The organism is Kocuria dechangensis (genome assembly GCF_014636775.1).
GTDB classification, from domain to species: Bacteria; Actinomycetota; Actinomycetes; order Actinomycetales; family Micrococcaceae; genus Kocuria; species Kocuria dechangensis.
Map to the genome: position 1 here is coordinate 1 of NZ_BMEQ01000019.1, position 14,193 is coordinate 14,193.

Sequence of the window (14,193 nt, forward strand, 5' to 3'; positions counted from 1 at the left end):
AGAAGTCCGCAAGCATGAACCAACCCTCGAGGAGCCGCACCACCACCGAATGTGCGACAGAGCCGTTGTTGCGATAGTCCCGGGGCCGTCCTAAGCGAGAGCAGTCGCGGCGTGCAGTTCCTCCACGCTGCGCGGCGGCCCATGCGTGATGAGGCGCTGGAAGGTGGCCGGATCGAAGAGCTCGTCGAGTGCTAGGTGGGCGGCGCCGATGATTCCGCCTTCTCTGGTGCTATTCAGGTGAGCGGGGCGGATGACCAGGTCCCGCGTGGCCAGGGGTAGAGAGCGTTGATAAACAGTCTCACGGATGCTTGCCAGCAATTGTCCGCCGTTTGAAACAACACCTCCGCCCATCAAGATGATCGATGGGTTGAAGAAGTTGACGAGCGTCGACAGGACCGAGCCGATGGTCTTACCGCTGTGGGTAAGGGCTTCCACGGAGAAGTGATCTCCATTGCGGGCTGCGGTAATGACATCTTGGGCTGTGATGTTCTCGGTCTCGGTGAGTCGCTCATGGAGGATGGGGCTACGGCCGTTCTGGGCGGCGCGCAGCCCCTGGAGCCCCAGTGCTCCGCCGCCGGCGATGGCCTCGAGACACCCGTATTTGCCGCACCGACACGCCACGTTCTCGGCCCCGGCCACGGCCACGTGCCCGATGTCTCCGGCACTGCCCTGGGCCCCGCGGTGCAACCGCCCGGCCGAGACGAGCCCCGCTCCGATGCCGGTGCCGATCTTCACGTAGATGAAGTCCTGGCCCCAGAACTCCCGCCTGGATCTGAGCTCGGCGAGGGCCAGCACATTGACCTCATTGTCGACCCATACCGGGGCTCGGAACGCAGCCGTGAGTCGTTCTCGCACGGGGTAGTTGTCCCATCCCGGCATGATCGGCGGTTCGCTGGGGCGTCCGGTGGCGTATTCGACAGGTCCGGGCAGACCTACGCCGACGCCCCAGACGTCCCCTTCCGGAAGATTCGCCTCGGCCAGCAGGTCCTTGAGCACTTCCTCGGCCCGGGAGAGTGCGGGCTCGGGCCCGGCTGCGATCTCATGAACTGCGTTGCGGAGAGCCAGCACGTTGCCCGCCAGATCCGTGGCACCGACCGTGAACGAGGTGGCCCCGAGCTCCAGGCCGAGGATGAGCCCGGCTGAGGCGTTGAAACGCAGGAGGCGGGGATTTCGTCCGCCGGTCGACTCTCCGTACTCACCCTCCATCACCAGGCCTGCCTCTTGCAGGACGTTGAGGCGCTGGGCGAGGGCGGTACGTCCCAGACCAGTCTTGGCCGCCAGGTCGGGCCGGGTCTGGGGCCCTTCCCTGCGAATGATTCCCAGGGTGAGGGCGGCGCTATGGGCGAGGTTGGCGTCCATACCGGACAGCAGAGCGGGAGTGGGCATGGTCCTATCCAACATCCTTTCCGGCGGAACGGGCGGTAGACACCCTTGACTTATGTATATGAACGGCAATAGTCTGCAAGTGAACAACATAACACGTGAGTTCCCTCACACCCCAAGGAGCAGACAGTGAAGTTGGCGTACCACTCGATCACGTGGGGCGGAGTCATCGGCGACCCCACCGGCGTCACCAGCATCAAGGACCTCTACTACCGGTCGGCCGGGACGGTGACCGACTCGTTCGCCCCCATCCAGCAGGCCGGGTACTCCGGGGTGGAGATGTTCGAGGGCAACCTCTACGACTTCTCCTCCCACCTGGGTGACCTCCAGTCCCAGCTTTCCGACCACGAACTGGAACTGGTCAGCGTCTACACCGGCGGAAGCTTCATCTATGCGGACGCCCTGGAGGACGAGCTGTACAAGGTTCGTTCCACGGCCGAACTCGCCGCGGCGGCCGGTGCCGGTCACCTCGTCCTAGGTGGTGGCGCCATCCGGGCGGCCGGCACCCGCGAGGACGACTACAAGCGGCTTGGTGGCGCGCTGGACACCGTGGCTCAGATCGCCGAGAGCAACGGCCTGCGCGCCTGCTTCCACCCTCATCTGGGCACGATCGTGCAGTCCCCCGAGCAGCTGGAGACCGTCTTCGCCGAGACCGGCATCGGCTTCTGCCCCGACACCGCCCACCTGGCCGCCGGCGGTGGGGACCCGGCCGAAGCCGTGCGCAAGTACTCCGACCGCCTGACGCTGGTGCACCTGAAGGACTACGACTCCACCAGCGGTCATTTCCTGCCGCTGGGGGATGGGGAGCTGAACTTCCGGGGCATTCTCGACGCCGTCCAGGAGGCGCACTACGACGACTGGGTGGTCGTGGAGCTGGACTACTACGACGGGGACCCGGCGGAGGCCGCTCGGCGCAGCCGCCAGTACCTGAGAGGCCTGGGACTGTGAACCGCCGAGCCCGTCTGGCGACAGCAGCCGGCCTGGTGACCCTATCGGTTTCCCTGACCGCATGTGCCTCCACCACCACAAACAGCACGTGTCTGTTGCCCGACTACGCCCCGGCCCAGGAAGCCCTGCAGGAGATGGAAGGCCAGGTCCTCAGCAAGGGACCCCAGGGGGAAGAGCCGGTCTCCGCCGACACCTTGGAGCTGACCGGCACCGAGGTCGAGGAGGTCAAGGCCGAGAAGGCCACCGCAGCCATCGTCATGCACTACACCGGCGACGACTGGACCGCAGCACAGCTCGACGGGCTGACAACACGGTTCGCCGAACTCGGCATCGAGGTCATCGGCGTCACCGACGCCGGGCAGGACCCGAGCAAACAGGTCTCGGACATCGAGAACATGATCGCGCGCCAGCCCGACATCATGATCTCGATCCCCACGGATGCCGTGGCCACGGCGGGAGCCTATCGCCGGGCTGCCGAAGCCGGGATCGATCTGGTGTTCATGGACAACGTCCCGGCCGGCTTCGTTCCCGGTGAGGACTACATCTCCGCGGTCTCTGCGGACAACTACGGCAACGGCGTCGTCTCCGCCCACCTGATGGCTCAGGCGCTGCAGGGGGAGGGGAACATCGGGGTGATCAAGTACGGGGTCGACTTCTTCGTGACCAATCAGCGTCACGAGGGGTTCACCGACACCATCGAGAACGAGTACCCCGGCATCAACATCATCGCCGAGCGGGGCATCTCCGGCGCCGACCTGGCCGGAGAAGCCCAGAACACCGCCAACGCGATGCTCCTGAGGCACCAGGACGACATCGACGGCCTCTGGGGTGTCTGGGACGTACCCACAGAAGGGATCATGGCCGCCGTCCGTACGGCCGAACGCGAGGACATCACGATCACCACCGAAGATCTGGGCTTGAACGTGGCGATCGCCATGGCCCAGAACACTGCGGTGGCCGGGCTGGGCGCCCAACGCCCCTACGACCAAGGTGTGGCCGAGGCCACCCTGGCCGCCTACGGACTGCTCGGAAAAGACGCACCCCCCTACGTGGCCCTCGGCGCCCTGCCGGTGCACCACGACAACCTGCTGGAGTCCTGGCAGGACATCTACCACCAAGACGTTCCCGAGCCCATCCGGGAGTCCTACGTCGAGTGCACCCCGCCCACGAACTGACATCTGACCCAGCACAAGAAATGGAGCAATGACAATGCAAGAGCTGAAGATCGCCATCATCGGAGCCGGATTCATGGCCAAGGCCCACTCCATGGCCTACGCGACCATGCCGATGTTCTTCTGGCCGGCCCCGGCCCAGCCGGTGCGGGAGCTGCTGATCGACGTGAACGAGGAGTCCGCAGCCGACGCTGCGGCCCGCTACGGGTGGAACCGCTCGGGCACGGACTGGCGTACGGCCATCGAAGACCCGAGCATCGACGTGATCGACATCGCCACTCCCAACCACCTGCACGCGGAGATCGCCATCGCCGCCCTGCAGGCAGGCAAACACGTGATCTCCGAGAAGCCTCTGGCCCGTGGGGCCGAAGAGGCCAAGGCCGTGTACGAGGCAGCACAGGCCTCGGACCGCACCACCATGGTCGCTTTCAACTACCGCCGCACCCCCGCGATCACCTACGCCAAGAAGCTCATCGACGAAGGACGCATCGGCAGGATCCTCAACTTCCGCGGCACCTACCTGCAGGACTGGTCGGCCAGCCCGGACTCCCCGCTGTCCTGGCGCTTCCGCAAGGACATCGCCGGCAGTGGCGCCCTGGGCGACATCGGCACCCACGTCGTCGACATCGCCCGGTACCTGGTGGGCGAGATCTCCGCGGTCAGTGCCCAAGCCCGCACCTGGATCCCGGAGCGCCCCGTACCCAGCGGCACCGTCGACAAGCTCGGTGCCGGCGGTGACGCCAACGCCCCGAAGGAGACCGTCGACGTCGACGACGAGGTCATGACCATGCTCCGCTTCGACAACGACGCGATCGGCAGCATCGAAGCCACCCGCAACGGCTGGGGCCGGAACAACTTCCTGACCTTCGAAATTCACGGCACCGAAGGCTCCATCACCTTCGACTACGAGAAGCGGGACCAGTTGCAGGTGATCTTCGCCTCCGACGATCCCGCCGAGCGAGGCTTCCGCACGATCTACACCGGCCCCGCCCACCCGAACGGGGAAGCGCTGTGGCCCATCCCCGCCCTGGGCATCGGCTATGGCGAAACCAAGATCATCGAGGCCCACGACCTTTTCCACGCCATCGTCAACGGCACCCCAGCCAGCCCTGATTTCGCCGACGGTTACCAGATCGAAAAGGTGGCCGACGCGATCCTGGAGTCCTCCGACAGCGGGCAATGGGTGACCGTGGAAGGGCTGCAGTAGTCATGTCCAGCGCAACCGCATCCTCTTCGCCTACGACCGGGACCGTCGCCGTGTCCATGCAGGGCATCGAAAAGGCCTTCGGCGTCAACCGGGTGCTGCAAGGAGTGAACTTCGAAGTGCTCGCCGGTGAGGTCCACACCCTCGCCGGGGAGAACGGAGCGGGCAAGTCCACACTCATGAAGATCCTGCAAGGCGTCTACAGCGCCGACGCCGGGGAGATCGCCGTGGACGGGCATCCTGTGACCATCAACTCCCCGATCGCTGCCCGCGAGGCGGGGGTGGGCATGGTCTTCCAGGAATTCAGCCTGGTCCCCACCTTGAGTGTCGCCCAGAACGTCTTCCTCAACCGAGAACCCCGCAATGCCCTGGGGTTGATCGACGAGGAAGCCATGGAGCGTGAGACGGAAAAGATCTTCGAGACCTTCGAGCTGCCGATCAACCCCAAAGCTTCCGTAGACAGGTTGAGCACGGCGTACTGGCAATTGACTGAGATCGCCAAGGCCATCTCCCAGAACGCCCGGGTACTCATCCTCGATGAACCCACCGCAAGTTTGTCGAAGAAAGAATCTGAGATTCTATTCGCGCTGATCAAACGATTGACGTCCCAAGGGATCGGCATCGTTTACATCTCCCACCGCATGGAGGAGATCTACCGGGTCACCGACCGCATCACGGTCATGCGCGACGGGGCCGTGGTGCTGACGGATCACGCCACCAACATCACCCCGGAGGATCTCGTCGAAGCCATCATCGGGCGTCGACTGGAGAACGCGCTGACCTACGAGACCCACGGCGTGGATCGTTCCGGGACTCCGCGACTGGAGGTGAAGGGCCTGTCCACCGACCACGGCTTGGAGGACATCTCCTTCACCGTTCACCCCGGGGAGGTCCTCGGCTTGGCCGGGCTGATGGGCTCAGGCCGTACCGAGCTCGCGCGCGCCCTCTTCGGCATCGACAAGCACCGCAGCGGCGAGATCCTCGTCGACGGTGAGCCTGTCTCCGTCACTACCCCGGTCTCGGCCATGGAAGCGGGATTCGCCCTCGTGCCCGAGGACCGCCGTGAACAAGGACTGGTGCTTTCTCACAGCATCCGCGACAACCTGCTGCTGCCGCTGCTCGGCCGATTCAGCCGGGGCCCGCTCATGGACGAACGACGCTCACGACAGTTCGTGACAGAGGTGCTGAAGAAGTTCGAAGTGAAAGGCGCGACCCCCAACCTCGAGATCCGACTGCTGTCCGGTGGCAACCAGCAGAAGGTCGTTCTGGGCCGCTGGGTCTCCACCGAGCCCAAGATCCTCATCCTGGACGAACCCACGGCCGGCATCGACATCGGCACCAAGGGCGAAGTCATCGAGCTGATCCGGGAACTGTCCCGAACCGGCACCTCCGTGGTGCTGATCTCCTCGGAACTGACCGAACTGCTGGCGGTCAGCGACCGCATCCTGGTCCTGCGCAAGGGCCGCCTCCAATCCACTCTGGACCGCTCCGAGATCGAAGACGAAGAGTCGCTCCAATTGACCATTCAGGGAGTCTGACCATGTCCACTTCTACCTCCACTCCAGCCCCGGCTCAGGCGGACACCGCTGCCCGCAAGAGCTCGGTGGATTGGCGCAACTACATCATCTACATCGGCCTGGTCCTGGTGTACGGGATCTGCGTCATCTTCCTGAACGACTCAGGCTTCGCCACCGTCGAAAACCTGCTGAACATCTTCCGCCAGACGGCCATGATCGCTTTCATGGCCGTGGCCGTCACGTTCGTGATCGCTTCCGCCGAGATCGACTTGTCCGTCGGCGCCGTCGCCGGGCTGGCCAGTGTCACCGCAGCCATGGGCGTGGCAGCCGGCGGTCCTGTCACCGGCACCCTGGCCGGAATCGGCACCGGTGTGCTCGTCGGGCTCGTCAATGGCAGTCTGGTGGCCTTTGCCCGGATTCCCTCGTTCCTGGTCACCCTGGGCATGATGGGCATCGCCTTGGGCGTGGCCATGTGGATCACCGGTTCCGCCCCCCAGCCCATCCTCTCGCCCGGGTTCAACGCCTTCTTCGGCGGTGGGTCGATCGGTCCGATCCCGGCCCTGCTCATCTGGGTCGTCATCGCCACCATCATCGGGGCGATCGTCATGCACCGCACCGCCTACGGCCGTCGGGTGCTGGCCACCGGCGGCAACGAGCAGGCCGCCATCTACAGCGGCGTGCGCACGCGCCGGATCATCTTCAGCGTCCTCATGGCCTCCGCCGTGGCCGCCTCGATCGCCGGCATGCTCTACGCCGGACGCCTGGAGTCCGGCCGCTACCAGTGGGGCAGCGGGGACGAACTGTCCGTCATCGCGGCGGTCATCCTCGGCGGCACCAGCCTCTTCGGCGGGCGCGGAGCCGTCGTCGGATCCGTCATCGGGGCGCTGCTGATCGGCGTGATCAACAACGGTCTGGTGCTGGCAGGCCTGGACACCAGCCAACAGAACATCGTCCGCGGCGTGATCATCATCCTCGCCGTGGCCCTGGCACGAAGGAAGTAGCCCAGTGCGCGCAGGAATCATCGGCGGGGGCATGATCGCCCGCGTCCACGCCCACGCGGTGCGCGCATCGGGCCACGAGGTGCTGGCCGCAGCCAGCCGAGACTCGGCATCCGGTCAGCGCGCAGGGCAGCAAACGGGTGCCAGGGAAGTGCACTCCACTCCCCTGGAACTCATCGAAGATCCCCGCGTCGAGGTGGTGCACATCTGCTCTCCCAACGACACCCACCCCGATCTCGTACGTGCCACCCTTGAGGCCGGCAAGCACGTGATCTGCGAAAAGCCGCTGGCCACCGGCCGGACCGATGCGCAGGCCATGGTCGATCACTGGCGGACCACCGATCTGGTGGCCACCGTCCCTTTCGGCTACCGCTTCTACTCCTCCATCCGTGAACTGCGGGCCCGTCTGTCCTCCGGGGAGGACACACCGCACCTGGTGCGGGGCAACTACCTGCAGGACTGGTTGTCCCGTTCCACGGACACCAACTGGCGGGTGGACTCCACCCAGGGTGGTCAGTCCCGGGCCTTCGCCGACATCGGAGTCCACTGGTGCGACCTCCTGGAGTTCGTCACCGGACAACGCATCACGTCCCTCATCGCCGACCTGTCCACCGTCTACGACACCCGAGGGACGAGCTCGGAACCGGTCAGAACCGAGGACGCGGCCGTGCTCGTCTTCCGTCTCGATGGCGGAACCCTGGGCAGCGCCACAATCTCGCAAGCGGCACCAGGACACAAGAATGACCTACGCATCGCCGTGGACACCCCCGTACACTCCTACGAATTCCACCAGGAAGAACCCAACACCCTATGGATCGGGGGGCGGGAGCAGACTCGAATCTGGAATCGAGCCGACGAGGACGCCTCACCCTTGTCCACCGCCTACGACCAGTCCCCGGGAGGACATCCCCAAGGGTGGCGCGACGCATTCACCTCCTTCGTCACCGACACCTACCGGGCCGCCCGGGGCGAGGAAGTGGACGGGCTACCGACCTTCGACGACGGCCTGCGAGCAGCCGTTCTCACCGACGCCGTCCTCTCCTCCGCCGCCTCCGGCCGGTGGGTGGACATCGGCTGATGCACCCGCTGCCCTGAAACACTCCCCTGCCCCATCGGCTCGCTTCCGGAGCGCGACGGATTCGCCGTCGAACTCGAAAAGGAACCCATCATGACTCATGAGAACTCCCACCCCGTCACCCTGTTCACCGGCCAATGGGCCGACCTGCCCTTCGAGGAGGTGGCCCGGCTGGCCGCCGAGTGGGGCTACGACGGGCTGGAGATCGCCTGCTCGGGCGATCACCTGGACGTGTGGCGGGCAGCGGAGGACGACGCCTATCTGGCCGGGCGCACCGAAATCCTCGACCGCTACGGGCTGAAAGTCTGGGCGATCTCCAACCACCTCAAGGGCCAGGCTGTCTGCGATGACCCCATCGACTTCCGGCACCAGGCCATCGTCGGCTCCCGCATCTGGGGCGACGGCGAGGCAGAGGGCGTGCGGCAGCGGGCGGCGCAGGAGCTCAAGCTCACCGCCCAGGTGGCGCGCAAGCTGGGCTGCGACACCGTGGTCGGATTCACCGGCTCGTCCATCTGGCAGTACGTGGCCATGTTCCCCCCGGTCCCGCAGTCCGTGATCGACGCCGGATACCAGGACTTCGCCGACCGGTGGAACCCGATCCTCGACGTCTTCGACGGCGAAGGGGTGCGCTTCGCCCACGAGGTGCACCCCTCCGAGATCGCCTACGACTACTGGACCAGCGTCCGAGCCTTGGAAGCGATCGACCGGCGCGAAGCCTTCGGGTTCAACTGGGACCCGAGCCACATGCTGTGGCAGGGCATCGACCCGGTCGGATTCATCACCGACTTCGCCGACCGGATCTACCACGTGGACTGCAAGGACACCCGCCTGCGCCCGGCCACAGGTCGGTCAGGGATTCTGGGCTCGCACCTGCCCTGGGGTGACCCGCGGCGCGGGTGGGACTTCGTCTCCACCGGCCACGGCGACGTCCACTGGGAGGACGCCTTCCGCGCGCTGAAGTCGATCGGCTACAACGGGCCGATCTCCATCGAGTGGGAGGACGCCGGAATGGACCGCTTGCACGGTGCCCCCGAAGCGCTGCGCCATGTCCGGTCCCTGCTCTGGAAGACACCTGAGTCCTCATTCGACGCCGCGTTCAGCAACCAAAACTGACCCTGGCCGGCCGACACCGGTCACCACGACGCAACACAGGAGGAGAAATCATGGAGATCATCCAGGACCACAACGGCCGCCCGGCCCAGCACGGACGAGCATTCGTCAACGGCGTGCGCCTGCACTACGCCATCGCCGGCCAGGGAGAACCGCTGTTCCTGCTGCACGGAGTGCCGAAGACGTCCTACCACTGGCGCCGGATTGTTCCGCTGCTGACGCCGTACTACACGGTCATCACCCCGGACCTCCGCGGGCTGGGCGATTCGGAGCACCCTCAGGACGGCTTCGACATGAAGAACATGGCCGAGGACATCGCCCAGCTGGCCACTCACCTCGGATACGAGACCTTCAACCTCGTCGGAGAGGACTGGGGGGCCTCGACCGCCTACCAGGTCGCGGCCCAGTACCCCGATCGCGTGAAGAAGCTCGTCTACCAGGAGATGATCCTCCCCGGCTTCGGCCTGGAGGACTACTCGTTCCTCACCCGTGAGAACGTCAGCACCTACGTGTGGCTCTGGCACATCAACTTCTACAGCGTGCCCCACTTCCCCGAATTCCTCATCAGCGGCAAAGAGCGAGAGTACTTCAACTACTTCATCAAGCACGAAACCCACAACCCACAGGCCATTACCCCCGACGCCCTGGACGAGTACGTCCGCTGCTACTCGTCACCGGGCGGCCTGCGGAGCATGCTCGAGATCTACCGTGCAACCCTCGACGACGCCGACCAGAACCGTGAGGCAGCGAAGACGAAGCTCACGATGCCTGTCCTCGCGGTCGGCAGCGAGTACTTCATCGGGGCCGACAACGAGCGCCAGATGCGCGAGGTCGCCGAGGACGTGCGCGGAGTCATTCTCCCGTGGGGCCATCAGTTGGCGGAGGAGGACCCCAAAGCGCTGGCATCCGCCTACCTGGACTTCTTCAGCCGGGAATAGCAGCGTGCCGGGACGCGGACGGCCGAGCGAGTCCCGGGCCTCGGGTTCACCGCCCCCGAATGCGGGACCCGGTGAGCAGAGACCATTAACGACGCCAGGACTGAAAGGAACGACGAACGATGTCCTCAACCACAGGCAATTCCGGTGCATTCTTCCGCGTGGCCCAAAGCGAGAGCGGCTCCTGGAGCTTTATCGACCCGGACGGCAAGCCGTTCATCTCGCTGGCCCTCAACCACCTCGATGACACCGACCTCCGCTATCCACACAACGTGGAGGTCTTCGAACGCAAGTACGGCTCACGCGAAGCATGGACCAAGGGAGTCGTCCGCGACCTCCAGGCACTGAACTTCAACACCATCGGATGGACATCCCAGTACATCAGCGGAGGATGGGGCGAGGCGCTGGACTGGTTCGGCGACCCAGTCGACCTCGGCCACTCCCACCCCTGGCCCGACCAGCACCTTCTCGACGCCGGAATGCCCTATGTGGTGCAGATCCGCGTGCAGGAGATCGAGGACTGGAACGGTCACCCGGCGTACCGAGACGTATACGGTGAAGACTTCCACAAGTACGCGGACTGGATCGCCCGACGCATGGTCTCAGACCACAAAAGCAGCCCGAACCTGGTCGGCTACTTCCTCGTCGACATCCCGGGTTGGCTGCCCCATGCCTCCGGACGATTCTGGCCCGGATTCGAAGGACTGAGCCAAGCCGAGCACGACCAGAAGTTGTTCGACGTGGCTACTCAGTACTACCGGACGATCACCGAGGCAATCCGCCGCTACGATCCGGATCACTTGATCCTCGGAGACCGGTACAACGGCAACAAGGGCATTCCCGAAGCAGTCCTGCACGCCATGATGCCGTTCGTCGACGTCCTCTCCGTCCAGTACTTCACCGGGAAATCCGACGAAGAGCACGCGACCATGATCGAAGACCTCCGCAGATGGCATGAACTGACGGGCAAGCCAGTAGTCATCGCAGACATCGGCAACTGGGTTCCCACGGACATGAACCCTCACCGCACGAGCCCCATGGACACCCAAGCCGAACGCGGCGCGGACTACGCCAGCGGCCTGGCGCGGGCCGTTGCAGAGCCCTGGATCATCGGTTGGCATTGGTGCGGATACATCGAGAACCTCGGCCGCGGGTGGGGCATCAAGGACCCCCACGACGAGTTCTACACCGACATGACAGACCAGATCCGCGAGGCGAATGCGAGGGCCCAAGCAGTCGCAGCTCAACGCATGTGATCCTTTCCGCCACAGGGCCCCCTGCCGGAGCTGATCGGCAAACTGGTCCGTTCACAGGGCACGTCGGGCAGAGGTTAGCCGCGGGTCTCTGCAGTCAGATGTGTCGATGCCATCTGAATACTGGCCCCGGGCGCCGGGCGGATTCAACGGCATAAGGGGTCAATATTCGGTCGGCGTTGACAAGATGCATAAAAGGCGCCGCCCACCCGGGAACGACTGAGGCCTCAGCTCACCACGGAGGGCAGTTCCCGGATCCGCCGGTAGAGGGTCGCCCTGGACATGCCGAGGTCACGGGCGACCTGGGGGGCCGGTTCCCCACCCTCGATCAAGCGCAGGGCATTGCGGATCTGGGAATCCGTGAAGGTCCGGCGGCGCCCGCCGAGGTCCTTGCCGGCGGCCCGGCGCTTGGCCACCGAGTCAGTGATCCGCTCCCGCTTGATCTCCAGTTTCATCTGCGCCAGGGCGACCATCACGGTGAAGACCATCGCGCCCATCGGAGTGTGGGTGTCCACATCTCCACCACCCAGGTTCAGCACCCGCAGCCCCGCACCCATGCCCCGCAACGCCTCGGCGAAGGCCAGCATGTTCTGCGTCGAACGGCCCAGCCGGTCCAGCGTGGTGATCACCAATGTGTCTCCCTCCTCGAGAGCGGCCACAGCCTTGTCGAACTGTGGACGCGAAGCATGGGCTCCAGACCCTCCGTGGTCGATATATAGGTCATCATGTCGAACGCCGGCGGCCAGCAGATCAGACACTTGACGGAGCGCATGCTGCTGCCTTGTCGAAACTCACGCGTACCCGACCTGCAGGGCGACCATTGCCCCGGAGGCGATGACAAGGCCAGTGACGACTGGGGTGCCTGCGAGACGTGGCACCGGGTGGGTGGTGGCGGAGCGTCTCTATTACCTTCTGGTAGTTCCCAACCGTAATCGGATTGCGATCACATTGTTCCCGCACTGTCTTGAACCCGGGCTGACCAGGGCGTTTACTAATGAATGTCCATCTGACTAGGGGGAACATCATGGACGCTCTGTACAAGAAGCTTGCCGGCGCCACCGTGGCCGGGATGCTCGTGGCGGGATCGTTCGCCGGCCCGGCCCTGGCCTCCGACAAGCACAAAGAGGACGACGGCAGGATCAACGTCGTCGTCTACAAGGACAAGAAGCACGGCAAGGACAGAGAGACCGAGCACAAGAACCTCACCATCAAGGAGGCGACCAGGTTCGCCGCCGAGAAGTGCGACGTGAAGCCGAAGACGCTCCAGGACGAGGCGTGGAAGGCCGAGTACAAGAACGAGAAGGTCTTCGTCTGCAAGGTCGAGAAGAACAAGAAGACCAAGCTCTACGTCTGGTTCGAAGACAACGGGGACAAGAAGAAGGACGACAAGAAGGACGACAAGCACTAGTCACCCTGATACACGGAGGTGCCCGCCCGGTAACCGGGCGGGCACCTCCTGTGAGCGGTATGTGCCTCGAAATCGCCTTGCCGGGCTGGTGGTCGCGCGGGGAAGCTGGACGGCAGGCAGGGCCGCTCGTCACCGCACCCAGCGGGGACAGGGCGCTGTGAAGGGATGTGATGGTCATGATCAACCCCTCCGGGGACCCGGGCCCCGATGACGCCGCCTGGGACGCCCGCCCGCAGCACTCCTCGGCCGAGGCCGTCTCCATCGACCCCGACTACAGCACCCGTGGGGGGTACCGCGAGGACTTCCTGGACCACCGGCTACCGCTGCCGGACCACCGATCGTGGGGCGAGGTGGCCTCCGCCGAGCTCAAGTACCACCACTTCAGCATCGTCATGCACCGGCCCCGCCGACTGGCCCTGTACACCGCGGTGAACATCGACGGGCGCACCGCGACGAGGCCTCGGCGGGACTCCGACCGCTGGATCATCGACCCCCGTCTGCCCCGCACCGAGCAGACCAACGATGAGCTCTACCGGGACAACGCCCTCGACCGCGGACACCTGGTGCGCCGGCTCGACCCCGCCTGGGGCCCGGTGGCCGAGGCTGCGAACGACGATACCTTCCACTTCACCAACGCCACCCCGCAGCACCATGACTTCAACGCCGACCAGAGCCTCTGGGCAGGCCTGGAGGACTACATCCTCCACAACACCGACAACCGCGACCTCACCGTGAGCGTCGTCACCGGCCCCGTCCTCCACGACGACGACCCCCCGTACCGCGGGGTCGCCCTGCCGAAGCAGTTCTACAAGCTCGTCGCCATGGTCACCACCACGAACCGGCTCTCCGTCACCGCCTACCTGCTCAGCCAGGAAGCCCTGCTGGAGGAGTTCACCACCGCACCCGAAGAGTTCTCCTTCGGCGCCTACCGCACCTTCCAAGTACCCGTCCGACGCATCGCAGCCCTGACCGGGCTCGAGCTGCCCGCCCACATCGCCGCCGACCCCCTCGACCGCCTCGCGGCCACCGCCCTGCCCCGGGAGATCCTCCGGCCCGAGGACATCCTCCTGGTGAGCTGACCGCCCACCGTGTCCCACCAGCGCTCCGCCTTCTGCCCCGTCTTCTGCCCCGTGCCTTGCGCGAGCGGCTGACTCCATGCCCACCTCAACGGTGCCGAAGCCATGGGAAGA

At 65.2% G+C, this 14,193-nt stretch carries 12 protein-coding genes and 1 pseudogene; 11 read left to right on the top strand and 2 right to left on the bottom strand.

Translation table 11 applies throughout. The annotated features are described in order from the left end of the window. Nucleotides 1–90 precede the first annotated feature (90 nt). On the bottom strand, nucleotides 91–1,386 hold the full coding sequence (locus tag IEW07_RS14880; protein ID WP_188538622.1) for an ROK family transcriptional regulator: 1,296 nt from the start codon (nucleotides 1,384–1,386) through the stop codon (nucleotides 91–93). A gap of 126 nt (nucleotides 1,387–1,512) precedes the next feature. Between IEW07_RS14880 and IEW07_RS14885 the strand changes: the two genes are divergently transcribed. The 9 genes from IEW07_RS14885 to IEW07_RS14925 all read left to right on the top strand — a co-directional run bounded on the left by IEW07_RS14885 (nucleotide 1,513) and on the right by IEW07_RS14925 (nucleotide 11,598). Next, nucleotides 1,513–2,331 (top strand): sugar phosphate isomerase/epimerase family protein, encoded by an 819-nt coding sequence (locus IEW07_RS14885; protein ID WP_188538624.1) that lies wholly within the window; start codon nucleotides 1,513–1,515, stop codon nucleotides 2,329–2,331. Between the two features lie 95 nt (nucleotides 2,332–2,426). Beyond that, the gene (locus tag IEW07_RS14890) at nucleotides 2,427–3,506 is read left to right on the top strand and encodes a substrate-binding domain-containing protein (protein ID WP_229741886.1); all 1,080 of its coding nucleotides are present in this window, start codon (nucleotides 2,427–2,429) and stop codon (nucleotides 3,504–3,506) included. Nucleotides 3,507–3,534: 28 nt separating this feature from the next. Next, nucleotides 3,535–4,710 (top strand): levoglucosan dehydrogenase, encoded by a 1,176-nt coding sequence (locus IEW07_RS14895; RefSeq protein ID WP_229741887.1) that lies wholly within the window; start codon nucleotides 3,535–3,537, stop codon nucleotides 4,708–4,710. A gap of 2 nt (nucleotides 4,711–4,712) precedes the next feature. Then, nucleotides 4,713–6,245, top strand: a complete 1,533-nt coding sequence (locus IEW07_RS14900; RefSeq protein WP_229741888.1) for a sugar ABC transporter ATP-binding protein — start codon at nucleotides 4,713–4,715, stop codon at nucleotides 6,243–6,245. Nucleotides 6,246–6,247: 2 nt separating this feature from the next. After that, complete coding sequence (locus tag IEW07_RS14905; protein ID WP_188538629.1) at nucleotides 6,248–7,225, top strand: ABC transporter permease; 978 nt, start codon at nucleotides 6,248–6,250, stop codon at nucleotides 7,223–7,225. Nucleotides 7,226–7,229: 4 nt separating this feature from the next. Further along, nucleotides 7,230–8,300: a Gfo/Idh/MocA family protein gene (locus tag IEW07_RS14910; protein WP_229741889.1), complete on the top strand. Its 1,071-nt coding sequence runs from the start codon at nucleotides 7,230–7,232 to the stop codon at nucleotides 8,298–8,300. A 90-nt stretch (nucleotides 8,301–8,390) separates the two neighbouring features. After that, the gene (locus tag IEW07_RS14915; RefSeq protein WP_188538631.1) at nucleotides 8,391–9,410 is read left to right on the top strand and encodes a sugar phosphate isomerase/epimerase family protein; all 1,020 of its coding nucleotides are present in this window, start codon (nucleotides 8,391–8,393) and stop codon (nucleotides 9,408–9,410) included. Between the two features lie 50 nt (nucleotides 9,411–9,460). Next, nucleotides 9,461–10,345 carry an alpha/beta fold hydrolase gene (locus tag IEW07_RS14920; protein WP_188538633.1) on the top strand — a complete coding sequence of 295 codons (885 nt, stop codon included), beginning with the start codon at nucleotides 9,461–9,463 and terminating at the stop codon, nucleotides 10,343–10,345. 119 nt (nucleotides 10,346–10,464) lie between these two features. Then, nucleotides 10,465–11,598, top strand: coding sequence for an agarase (locus IEW07_RS14925; RefSeq protein WP_188538635.1), 1,134 nt, complete (start codon nucleotides 10,465–10,467; stop codon nucleotides 11,596–11,598). 224 nt (nucleotides 11,599–11,822) lie between these two features. Here the strand turns inward: IEW07_RS14925 and IEW07_RS14930 are convergent. Beyond that, nucleotides 11,823–12,416: pseudogene (locus IEW07_RS14930) on the bottom strand (recombinase family protein). Between the two features lie 203 nt (nucleotides 12,417–12,619). Here IEW07_RS14930 and IEW07_RS14935 point away from each other — a divergent pair. Both IEW07_RS14935 and IEW07_RS14940 read left to right on the top strand, forming a co-directional pair. After that, a complete protein-coding gene (locus IEW07_RS14935; RefSeq protein WP_188538636.1) occupies nucleotides 12,620–13,003 on the top strand; it encodes a hypothetical protein in 384 nt (127 codons plus the stop codon). Between the two features lie 176 nt (nucleotides 13,004–13,179). Beyond that, nucleotides 13,180–14,082: a DNA/RNA non-specific endonuclease gene (locus IEW07_RS14940; RefSeq protein WP_229741891.1), complete on the top strand. Its 903-nt coding sequence runs from the start codon at nucleotides 13,180–13,182 to the stop codon at nucleotides 14,080–14,082. The last annotated feature ends 111 nt before the right edge of the window (nucleotides 14,083–14,193 follow it).

What these genes read in the sequence shown, in the direction of transcription:
- IEW07_RS14900 (WP_229741888.1), top strand. Translation starts at nt 4,713, where the DNA reads ATGTCCAGCGCAACCGCATCCTCTTCGCCTACGACCGGGACCGTCGCC.
- IEW07_RS14905 (WP_188538629.1), top strand. Translation starts at nt 6,248, where the DNA reads ATGTCCACTTCTACCTCCACTCCAGCCCCGGCTCAGGCGGACACCGCT.
- IEW07_RS14920 (WP_188538633.1), top strand. Translation starts at nt 9,461, where the DNA reads ATGGAGATCATCCAGGACCACAACGGCCGCCCGGCCCAGCACGGACGA.
- IEW07_RS14895 (WP_229741887.1), top strand. Translation starts at nt 3,535, where the DNA reads ATGACAATGCAAGAGCTGAAGATCGCCATCATCGGAGCCGGATTCATG.
- IEW07_RS14935 (WP_188538636.1), top strand. Translation starts at nt 12,620, where the DNA reads ATGGACGCTCTGTACAAGAAGCTTGCCGGCGCCACCGTGGCCGGGATG.
- IEW07_RS14940 (WP_229741891.1), top strand. Translation starts at nt 13,180, where the DNA reads ATGATCAACCCCTCCGGGGACCCGGGCCCCGATGACGCCGCCTGGGAC.
- IEW07_RS14925 (WP_188538635.1), top strand. Translation starts at nt 10,465, where the DNA reads ATGTCCTCAACCACAGGCAATTCCGGTGCATTCTTCCGCGTGGCCCAA.
- IEW07_RS14915 (WP_188538631.1), top strand. Translation starts at nt 8,391, where the DNA reads ATGACTCATGAGAACTCCCACCCCGTCACCCTGTTCACCGGCCAATGG.
- IEW07_RS14880 (WP_188538622.1), bottom strand. Translation starts at nt 1,386, where the DNA reads ATGCCCACTCCCGCTCTGCTGTCCGGTATGGACGCCAACCTCGCCCAT.